The organism is Pseudoalteromonas sp. A22, assembly GCF_018141345.1.
Classification (GTDB): Bacteria; Pseudomonadota; Gammaproteobacteria; order Enterobacterales; family Alteromonadaceae; genus Pseudoalteromonas; species Pseudoalteromonas maricaloris.
Map to the genome: position 1 here is coordinate 4,052,009 of NZ_CP047238.1, position 11,277 is coordinate 4,063,285.

Annotated in this window: 4 protein-coding genes; 1 reads left to right on the forward strand and 3 read right to left on the reverse strand. The window is 42.4% G+C overall.

Annotated elements, in window-relative coordinates:
* Nucleotides 1–2: 2 nt before the first annotated feature.
* On the reverse strand, nucleotides 3–5,774 hold the full coding sequence (locus tag GSF04_RS23040; protein ID WP_211858918.1) for a non-ribosomal peptide synthetase: 5,772 nt from the start codon (nucleotides 5,772–5,774) through the stop codon (nucleotides 3–5).
* Between the two features lie 3 nt (nucleotides 5,775–5,777).
* Nucleotides 5,778–8,201, reverse strand: a complete 2,424-nt coding sequence (locus tag GSF04_RS23045; protein WP_211858919.1) for a penicillin acylase family protein — start codon at nucleotides 8,199–8,201, stop codon at nucleotides 5,778–5,780.
* Between the two features lie 162 nt (nucleotides 8,202–8,363).
* Between GSF04_RS23045 and GSF04_RS23050 the strand changes: the two genes are divergently transcribed.
* Nucleotides 8,364–10,505, forward strand: coding sequence for a winged helix-turn-helix domain-containing protein (locus GSF04_RS23050; RefSeq protein WP_211858920.1), 2,142 nt, complete (start codon nucleotides 8,364–8,366; stop codon nucleotides 10,503–10,505).
* Nucleotides 10,506–10,667: 162 nt separating this feature from the next.
* Here GSF04_RS23050 and GSF04_RS23055 read toward each other — a convergent pair whose 3' ends face one another.
* Nucleotides 10,668–10,874: a hypothetical protein gene (locus GSF04_RS23055; RefSeq protein ID WP_017218550.1), complete on the reverse strand. Its 207-nt coding sequence runs from the start codon at nucleotides 10,872–10,874 to the stop codon at nucleotides 10,668–10,670.
* Between the last annotated feature and the right edge of the window lie 403 nt (nucleotides 10,875–11,277).

Consider the following 11,277-nt stretch of genomic DNA (forward strand, 5'->3'; position numbering starts at 1 on the left):
GGTTATTTCCTTAAAGTTTGCGGCGAAGTAGTAGCTGTCATCGTTGGACTGGCCATACTTTGATTGTTAAAAATGGATGAGATTAGTTCTGCCAATTGGCTAACAGAGGGACCACTGGCAAATGTCGACACATTTAGTCCCAAGTTAAAATGCTGTTCACAAGATGAACATAAACCCTGTACTTGTAATGGATTACCTCCTAATTCGTAGAACCCTGCATCGACTTTGACTTGGTCTTTTTTTAGTAACGATGCATAAATATCATGCAAAATATCTATAATGCGTTCGCGCAGTTGTATGGCTTTGCTTTGAGTCTGTGCAAGACTGCCAACATGCTGAGTTGACGCTGATAGCTGGTTAAGTTTGATTAAGCGGAACTCTTCAAAAAGTGCGTTGACTGCTATCACTTTGGCATCTGATGTTGCTTGATATTGCGCTAGGATTTCAGTCAGGTGTGTATCCACCTCTGTACCATTGATAAGCAGATCCGTTGTGTGACTAAACGTAAGCCCAGTTTGGCTGTGCATTAAATTTAAGTACCCAGGCGTCAGCTCAATCAGGTTTACTTGTTGAGATGCTAAGTAATCATTCAATTCAGTAATTGAGTATCGAGTCTTGGTGTCAACGATATGTAATTCGAAGCCAATACTCATTAGACATAGCGCCATGACAGAGCAATCGAAGGACACGGATGCATTCCAAATAAACTTATTACTGTGACTCTGCTGTGGTTGAAGCTCATTGGTGAGCTTGCCCGATAGCATGACGAGATCGTGTTGTGTTAGTGCTATTTCGTTATCGGATCCTGGATACAGAATACAAATAGGCTGAATCGATAACTTTGCTTCTGGCTCAAGAAACCCTGTCGGTACCTTAAAAGCCAGCGCTTCTGTTGTATCCAACACTTTTACCAGTGTATCAGCTAAGAATGATCCTAAATGACGCTGCGTAACCGCGAATTCCAGGTTAAAACGCTTGATTGCTTCATCTATCGTCTGTGTATCACTATCTGGGTCTAATACGATAAAGGTGATACCACTGAATAAGCAGGCCATTTGAGTGACTAATAAAGCCAAACCATGTTCTAAACAAACCCCTACCGAATAACCTGGTTTTACGCCTTGAGCATCTAAATAAGCGCGCATGCGTCTAACTTTGGCAAACAGGGCTTGCTGAGCAACTGTTTGTCCTTCGTTTACCACTGCCGTTGACTGAGGACTGGCGGTAGCATTTGCGACCACTCGTGCAGCAAACACTCCTTGCTCAACGATTGGCACTTCAATATTTTGTGAGGACATTTGTGTCAAAGGAATTAACGTGTCAGACCCTTCAAGGAACCATTGCAAAATAGCCTTAAAGCGCGCGGCGTATTGCGCTACCGTATCGACGTTAAACAACTCAGGGCGGTACTCCCAATCCAGTGTTAATGTGCTTTCCTGTTCGTATACCGACAATGAAAGATCGAAGTTAACGCTTGGAGTATGAGGCTCCACCAGCTCAACTTTTAAATTATCCAACGTCATCGGGTTGAATTGTTGGCTGTGGTAAACAAACCAAAGCTGAAAGATCGGGTTGTAACTTTGGTTGCGTTCGGGATTTAATCGCTCTACCAATAGTTCAAAGGGAACATCCTGATTATCAAAAGCAGACATCACAGACTGTTTGGACTCGGCCAATAAGTCTTCAAGGGGTCGACCAAAATCGATCCTATTGCGAAGTACTATTGAATTAGTGAAACACCCTATTAATCCTTCGATATCAGGGTGATTTCTACCCGCTACAGGTGTGCCAACTAGGATATCGCTTTCGCCACTTTGCTCTGCGATTAAAAGGGCATACACGAGCTGTAGTACCATAAACGGCGTCATGTCTTTACGCTGACAAAAAGCCTGTAACTGCGAGCGCATTTGGCTATCAATAGTCAACTTGTAGCTACGCCCTTCAAATGAAGGTTGTGCTGGTCGAGGATAATCCAACGGCAAACCATGCACTTGTGGATGATCCGCCAAAAAGTCAAGCCAATGCTCTAATTGCGCATCCAGTAAACCGTCCTGAATGTTTTGATGTTGCCAATGCGCATAATCTTTGTATTGAATATCCAGAGTCGGAAGTTCAGCAGCTTCATTTCTCAACACACTGCGATAAAGCATCTTCAGCTCTTCGGTTAAGATGTTGATAGACCATCCATCAGCGGCAATATGGTGCAAAGTCAGTAACAAAAAGTGATGTTCCGGCGCAGTTTTAATAATTTTGGCGCGAATTTTTAAACCCACATCTAGTTGAAAAGGCATATTCGCTTCGGCTTCAACAAAATGTTCAACACTGGACATCACATCTTGTTTACCCGAGAGGTCTATCATTGGCACATCAAAGCTATAGTCTTCGAGTACGTATTGCTTAGCCGTATAATCGTCATCGATTAACACTGTGCGTAACACCTCATGGCGGCTAACTAGCTGCGCTAACGCATTCCGTAATGCACTAACCTGCAATGCCCCAGTGATGGAAAATACTCCGGGCATATTGTATTGCGCCGTGCCATAACTGAGCTTATCAATCACCCACATTGACAGTTGAGAGCGCGATAAAGGATGTCCACGTTCGATGTCCGACTTAGTCAGATTGCGAGTCGCCGGACTATATGATTGATCTTCCAACATCGCATCGACTTTGCTCGCCAACTGCCTAATCGTTGGCTGTTCAAAGATGCAAGCAAGTGGCAGATCCACTTGTAATCTTTGCCTTATCTGACCAAACATCTTCATGGCTAATAAAGAGTGACCACCCAGCTCAAAGAAGTTATGCGTCACGCTAATTGCATCTCGCTCAAATAGCGACTGCCAAATCGTGCTTAACAAATGCTCGGTGTCAGTTGTTGCTGCGAGAAACTCAACTTCTCGATGTGCGGGTTCAGGCAGAGCTTTGCGGTCTACCTTGCCACTAGAAGTCAATGGAAATGCATTCATTTCGGTATAAAAGTGAGGCACCATAAAGTTAGGTAACTCAGCTGTAAGCGCAGTACGTATGGCCTCAACATCAAGTGCAGCACTAGACTCCATGATGACATACGCAGCCAGCTTTACATCACTACCTCGCTCACCATGCGTGGTCACCACCGCCTGCTTAATGCCGGTCAGTTGCGATAGCTTTTCTTCGATTTCCCCCAATTCAATACGATAACCACGGATTTTTACCTGATGATCGATACGACCTAAATACTCAATCTCACCGGAGCGGTGTAAAGTGACTAAGTCCCCTGTTCGATAAAGTCGCTCTTTGGCAACCGCAGGTAAGTGCACAAACTGAGTAGCGGTAATATCAGGTCGACCTATATATTCAAGCGCAAGACCATCGCCAGCAATACATAGCTCACCACTCACACCAACCGGAGCTAGTTGCCCTCGAGTATCAACAACAACATGACGGTAATTAGGAAGTGATCTTGATAACCGGCAACTTGGTATACCATCTTTGTCTCTATGCACCTCTTCAACCAAAGAGTACACAGTTGCTTCCGTTGGCCCATAACCGTTAATAACTCGTTTCGAACGCAACAGCATTTGCTCTGCAAGTGCTGGATAAAGCGGCTCACCACCAGTGACCAATGTCGCTTGAGCATTTCCTTGCCAACCAGCCTCAACTAAGGCTTGCCACATCGTTGGAGTACACTGGAATAAGTTGTACTCAGATGTATTTGCAAACGCTGCGAGTTTAAGTGCATCCTTACCTATCTGATGTCCAACCAACGTGACTTTGCCACCAACAACCAAAGGGGCAAATATTTCCAAAGTCGAAATATCAAACCCTATCGTTGTTGTTGCTAAACAATGACATGCTTCTGTAAGTTCAAGGCGCGCGACCATGCCACCAATGAGGTTGTCTAAACTACGTTGAGCAATCAATGCGCCTTTAGGACGACCCGTAGACCCTGAAGTGTATAAAATATAAGCACCCACAGCTTCACGTTCTGTCAAAAAGCTAAGGCTATGCTGCCTTGGCGCCTCTATATCGGCGGTTAATTGGTCAATAAGTAATGTACGTTTAGCATCAATCGGAGTCGTTTTCGATACCTGCGTATCAGTCACCAACAGCGCAGCCTGACTATCAGTAAACATAAAGGTCAGACGATCAAGCGGATAAGAAGGGTCTAGCGGTACATAGGTTACGCCTATAGATAAGCAAGCTAATAACGTGGCAACCATATTCTCATTGCGATCGAGACATAACCCTACACAATCGCCAGATTGGAGCCCTTGTGAAGTTAAAATTTCAGCGATTTGCACCGCTTTTTCGCTTAATTCGCGATAAGTCCAAGTAGATTCACCAACAACTAGCGCAATACTATTTGGGCGGTCTGTTACTTGCTGATTAAAACGTTGCACTAGGCTACTACTGTCACACGCTTCCGAGCTGCCGTTTAGCGTTTGATAAGCCTGAAAGTCCTGCTCATTGAAAAAGTTAAAGCCTGAGATCTGCTGCTCTGGGTTGTGACGTATAGCTTCCAAAATAGCAAACAGACGTTCGAATATGACTGCCACATCAGATTCATCAAAAAATGCGCGATTTGCTTCAACCTGTAAAATCACATCTTGATGGTCGCCATATTCACAAAGATTGAATAACAAAGGTGTGGTTTCCACCCCAGGAGGGATAAACTCTGATTCGGCGTCTATCTGTCCGTCTGCATATTTATAATCTAGCTTTTGATAATTGAACTGGACATCGAATAAGCGCTCAAGGTCCGGCTTCAACTGACGAGCGTGCTCAACAATTTTACTTACCGGATATTTCTTAAACTTTGAGACATCTCGCATTTGCGTGCGGATCTCACTCGCAAGGTCAGCCATGGTCCACTGTTGATCAATGCCAAAACGCATTGGTAAAACAGAGACTATGCCACCAATTGCTCGCACGGTGGCTTTATCACGATTGTGAAACGGCAAAGCCAAAATAATGTCAGATGTATGATATTGAAGGTTTAAATAACATGAGATAGCTGCCATAAACAGATGATGTATACGAACTCCCATGTTTTTTGCCAGTTCAGATAGGCTAGTATAATCAGCCTGAGCAATCGCATACCGGCTCAAAAAGCTCTCATGCATCAGGGGGGTATTTAGCTGCTTGGGAACAAACATTCTATCTGGCAATTGGCTGCTGAACTTTTGCTGCCAGAAGCCTGCTGTTGCAGCACTAATATCCACATTGTGATTCATATAATCGACAACGTGCTCAAACTGCGTCAGCTGGATAGGCTCAACAACGCTGTTTCCATCTTTCTGTGCCAAATAATATCTAAATAACGTATCAAACCAGTTGCTGTAACCAAATCCATCGGTAATCAAGTGATGCGCAATCGGTACATACCAATACTCATCGCTCGTTACTTTGAGCAAGAAGGTTTGATATAAACCTGGTTCAGATAAATCAAAAGGCTGCATTAGCTGTGTTTTTACAAACTGCTTCGCTTGCTCTTTCGCATCAGAAGCGGCACTAAAGTCAAGATATTCGAACTTACACGCAACTTCAGCGCGACACTGAACTGGTTGACCCATCTGTTCTTGGAAATAGAGGTGAAAAACATCGTTTTCAGCCACAAGTTGCGCCATAGCCTGTTGAAAGGAGGCCACACAAATAGGCTCTTTAATTGTAATCACTCCACCAATGTTATAGTTTGGTGAGCTTGGATATCGTTTTTGATCCAGATAAATATCGAGTTGTGCAGATGTCAGCATCATACCCTTATCCTCTGTGAGTTTATTATTGTTTTTCATGGTTTATTCCTTAGACTCAGCGGGGAGTAGCTTGAGCGAGTAAACGGTTTCCTGCGGCAAAAATGGCGAGAATACCCCTTTTTGCCAGTCGTCATGCCCCGCCATCCAGTATGGCGACATTGGATTGGACGCTTGACCTACAGGCATATGAAAGAATCCACTTTGCTCTTCACCTGGTGTCACCCCCATTCTCATCGAGGCACCGAAGCTTTGCTCCTGTACTAGGGGCATGTTGATATCTCCGTCAGCACCGTATTCTGGGATATTAAAGAACCTCCCAATGAGTGGCAGAGCACCAGCGACAGGATGAGAAATAGCAACTTTGTTGTAGTCACCCCATTTGGCATTCGCAATCGAACCATGAGTGTTATTAAAGTGGTCATTCAAAAAAGTCAGAGCATCGGCATACAAAGCTTGCCAAGACTCAAAATGTGTATTTAAGAGATGGTCAGGGTGCTCATTGACTAACTTCCATAGTGGCCCTTCCCACTGGCTGGTTAAGCTGAAGTAGTCAAAAACATTTAGGTCGGGATTACTTTCATTAACTCCACTCAGAATGCCGCTAAAAACTCTGCGTGCGACCTGAGTTCTGAATGCTCTCACCAACAAATAACCGGTGGAGTCTTTAAGTGCTTTACCATTCCAGTTATTGACAATTTTTCGGTATTCGGCCAATTCAGGATATTTGGCCATGAACTCTTCATTCATAATAGACAGCAGCAGATACTGCCAACGCTGGAGAAATATTGCGCGACTATCGAGCTGTGTACGCAACATCTGGGCTTCACTAGGCTCATGCATCACTCTGAGACCGTTATGAATTTGCTGCGCTCTCGCGCCAAGTGCGTAGTTTTCGCGACCAATAATATCTAGTTCATCACCTGAAACGACTCGTGCATTAGCAGTAAAAATAAAACCCGATTTAGGATTAACACGTTTCGGATATTTATCTGTCGTTAAGTACCCTGACCAGTCATATTCTTTATTGTCATAGTCGATGGGAGCCCATACTGAATGGGCTCTCTTTGGTAATGCCCCCAACATCGTCCAGCCAATATTCCCTTGTTCATCACCCACCACTACATTGAGATGCGTCATATGCGTGTTATTGAATAAAGGCAGCGCGGTATCAACGCTAGATGCACGCTCAACCTCCAATAACCCTAAGTTGACCGCAGAGGATGAATGGGCGACCCAACGTAAAACCAATAAATCGCCATTCTGTTCACGTTCAACGACAGGTCCGTAAGGTGTGATATCAACGACATATTCCACAGGTTCAGCGTCCTTGACATCAATGTGCTGTGTAACATGTGTGACTAGTTCTTGGCCTCTATCTGCAGGGATCCGCAGCAAATCAGACCAATCTCCCATAGAGTTAGTGAAACCCCAGGCAATATGTGTATTACTGCCCGCAATCATCAGCGGTAGACCGGGTAAGGAAACACCGGTTAATTTGCGGTCTTCATTCGCTTCGTGCCAAGAAAAGCCAACTCGATACCAAATATTGGGAACATTGAGGTTTAAGTGCATATCATTGGCAACTAAAGCCTTGCCGGATTTTGTATTTGCACCCGACACAGCCCAGTTATTACTGCCAGCAACTGAAGGGCTATCTTGTAACGCCATTGTATATAAAGAATCAGCTTGCTCATGCAACGCCAGAATGTCTTGATTAGTGTCAGTAGCACTTTTTAGTGAGTAAACTTCAGCACTAGGGATAGATATTGCGGCAAGATGTTGTGTATCTAATGGCTGATCCCAAGAAGTACCCAGCGGCACCAGAAAGTCAACCAGTGCCTGTGGTAAGTTTTGTCGTAACTTATTTAGATAAAGTGTATTACGGTAATCATGGCCTTGCATTTCCATAAACATGGCAAAAGAAACTAAGAATGAATCCTCCGCTTGCCAAAGATTTGGTGATGCCTGTAACAAAGTATATTCAAATGGGGTATTGTCTAGCTTTTCAAGCCCAGCATTTACGCCTTCAACATAGGCATCAAGTAGTGCTTTGTGTCTAACATCTAAACTTTCATAAGCTTGTCGCGCAGACTTTCTGAATTGATGTAGCCGAGCTTCCTTGTCAGCACTAACAAAAGACTCACCAAAAAGTGCACTAAGTTCACCAGCCGCCTTTCGACGCAGGTAATCCATTTGAAAAAAGCGCTCTTGAGCATGTAAGAAGCCCATTGCTCGAGATACATCCATTCTTGTCTGTGCAATAATGGATGGCACACCGCTTCTGTCTCTGTCTATAACAACTTCATTTTCAATATGAGGAAGATTAACTTCACCATTTAATAAAGGCAGAGCAGAATTCAGTCGATCCCATAACCAATAACTAGCGCAACTGGTTACTACCATAGTTGATAGGCCACTAAATAAAAGTGCCTTTTTTATAGTGCTATGTTTTCTTTCTATGCTCATCTTCGCTTTCCAATACCTGTTCCTTGTGCACGACACACGGTGAACAAAACTAAACTAGCCAAGATAATTGAATAATCAGTACAGAAAGACAAAACACTTCCCATTATAATGTGTTACATTGGTTGGTAACAAAAAAACACATTAAATAAACACAATATAATCATGAATGGTAATAGTGTTAACAGGGCAATTTGGTTAGAAGATAAACAAATTACAGTTGGTCAATTTCAGATCGATTTCAAAAAAACACGCTTGTATGACAACAATGCCGTGGATGAAGCCGAACGAGTAATTAAGCTAGAACCCTTAACCATGGAGCTTTTATGCTACCTAGTTAAGCGCCAAGGTGACTATGTAAGCCAAAAAGAGCTGCTTGATCATGTTTGGGATGGGCGCATCGTTTCAGACAATGCTATTCGCCGAGTCGTTAAAAAGCTCAGAGATGCGCTAGGTGACGATGTAAAGTCTCCTACTTATATAAAAACCGTGCCTAGCAAAGGCTACCTGCTTATTGCCGAAGTAAATATCGAGACGGTCACACAAGGTAACGACGCTGATCACATCCCTGGAAATATCCAATCCCCTGATAATAAGAACATTAAAAGAACTCTCCAGAATCAATCTAAGTATTTGTTTATATTGCTTATAGTAACATTGATTTCTTGCTATGTGGCTTACGCTTATATTTTGAAACCTACTAAAAAGGAAATACAACAAATAAAAGCAGTCACCAGTATGTCAGGTGAAGAGGATTGGGCGGATTACCACAAAGAGTCGGATATGGTCGTCTATTCTCATCGCAAAGACGTGTCGGGTTTTTTTAACTTATACATTAAATCTTTGTCAACCAACGTTACTAAAAGGTTAAGCTCAGGCGAGGCTAATTATTATTCCGCTAAATTCTCTAAAAATGGAAAGAAAATCGCTGCACAAAAACAAAAAGGCAATCATGCAGAACTAGTCATCTTATCGCTAAATGATGCAATGGATGTTTCTAAGGAAGAGGTGATCTACAAGTATGATACATCTCAGCCAAATTTATCCTGGGCTCCAGACGATAGTGCGCTGTACTTTTCCCTGAAAAAGCAATCGGATTATCCAAATACCATCTTTAAGATCGATATTAACAGTAAACGCCTAACTCAGGTAACTTACCCAGACTTTAATCCTTATGGAGATTACTTTTCAGCAATTTCAGGGGATGGATCACGCCTTGGCGTTTTAAGATACTCAAATTATCAACGGACACACTTGATCATTTTAGAATTGGCCTCTGGAAAAGTGCAGAGCAATACCGTACTTGACTTTATACCGCAAAATATCGTTTGGGATGAAAGCGGTTCAGGCCTTTATCTTTCAAATAATAATGAAATCTTCTTTTTTAACGCTCAGAAAAATGAGCTCACCCCTCAAGTGCAAACCGATTTTGGGCTATCTTCAATTTACAGTACCTGCGGACAACATTGCTTGTTAGTAGGTAAGGAAGAAGAAAATGTGCGTGATATTATTGAAGTTAAGAATCCATTCTTTAACAATAGTATCAACAACTTATTTGAGTTTTCACTTGCGGGTAAAGAGGGACATCCCGATTATCTGGCAGACTCAAATAGCATAGTGTTCCGCTATGAATATGACAATATTCCACAAATCGTGACTTATTCAACATCAGGAAAAATGGAGTTATTAACCGAGTTTACTCAGCATCACAATATAAGCGACCTGGAGTATCACCCAAAGCATCACTCCATACTCGGTATTTTAGACCGCCAACTATTTACCTTAGATATCAATAGCAAACAAATACACTATCTAACCACTCAGTTAGAAAATATTCAAAATCCGAGCTGGAGCAATGATGGATGTTCAATCTACTTCTCACGAAAGGAAGGCAATCAGTTTTGGCTTATACGCCAAGATGTCAACAGCGGTAAATCAGAACCACTGCTTTCTAATGTAGTCAGTGCAAAAGAGGATCCCAAAGGCCAGTATCTATATTATCAGCGTACTGATGGCCAATTGTATCGAGCACCATTAGACACGATGAAAGAAAGTAAACCGATAGCAAAGCTAGAGTTAGCGTCTAATATTTCTTGGCACCTTACATCTCAATACGTCTATTATTCTGTTTCAAATGGTTATAAGTATGATTTGGTTCGTACAGATTTGAATTCAGGCAAGTCTGAGCGAGCTTCTCTACTGAAATACGCATTCTACGCAAAATTTCAACTCCATCCGAGCGAACAAAAGCTATTGCTACTGCAACGAGCAGCACCGAGTACAGACCTTTACAACGTCTATTTTTAACTCGATACGATAAAGTGTCCTCTGCATCACATATCATTTTGCAGAGGACAACGGGCTAGAACGATCATAGGTGTTAAAACGCCTTTCTTAACCTTTTACTATGAGACTTTAAATAATCCAACTACCGCATGTAAGTATCCACTTGGCGGTAGAGTGTCATTATTACTCTTCCGTTGAGTTATCTTCCGGCCAACACTTAGGGAAGTTTGGGCAACTTGGGGTAATAATCTCACCATTTGGGGTACCCGTGGTGTTGGCACCATTCGAGTAATAAGGTTGCTCAGAAGCCTTTGCTGGCGCCCACAGAATAAAAAACACGGTGCCGATAAAAAGTGATTTCATTGTTGTTGAGTTTATTTTAGAAAACATATTATATCCTTGTGTAATTTTTGTTTTTAATTGATTTTAATTATATTTTTTGTTTAGTAGTGCTTATTCAGTAACATTATCACTACTGAGTGCATCACCTATTACCACTTTTTCAGCATTGGAAATAGGATGTAAGCAATCTCTTCGATGCTATCGTTTTATTCTTTATTTGTGCTGTGTTGTGACGTTGATGTTGGAGGTAGAGCCGGCCAGCATTTAGGAAAACTAGGGCATGCAGGTGTTACTACAAAATCATCCGTTACTGTTGCACTATCTTGACTGTTAGTATCTTGCTCATAAGCATTTACAGATACTGTAGTTAAAGTAAGTAGAGTTGTTAGCGCTAGTTTTTTTAATGTAGAGAACATATTTATTTCCAATTTTTGAGTTTAATTTATATCGA

What these genes read in the sequence shown, in the direction of transcription:
- GSF04_RS23040 (WP_211858918.1), bottom strand. Translation starts at nt 5,774, where the DNA reads ATGAAAAACAATAATAAACTCACAGAGGATAAGGGTATGATGCTGACA.
- GSF04_RS23055 (WP_017218550.1), bottom strand. Translation starts at nt 10,874, where the DNA reads ATGTTTTCTAAAATAAACTCAACAACAATGAAATCACTTTTTATCGGC.
- GSF04_RS23050 (WP_211858920.1), top strand. Translation starts at nt 8,364, where the DNA reads ATGAATGGTAATAGTGTTAACAGGGCAATTTGGTTAGAAGATAAACAA.
- GSF04_RS23045 (WP_211858919.1), bottom strand. Translation starts at nt 8,201, where the DNA reads ATGAGCATAGAAAGAAAACATAGCACTATAAAAAAGGCACTTTTATTT.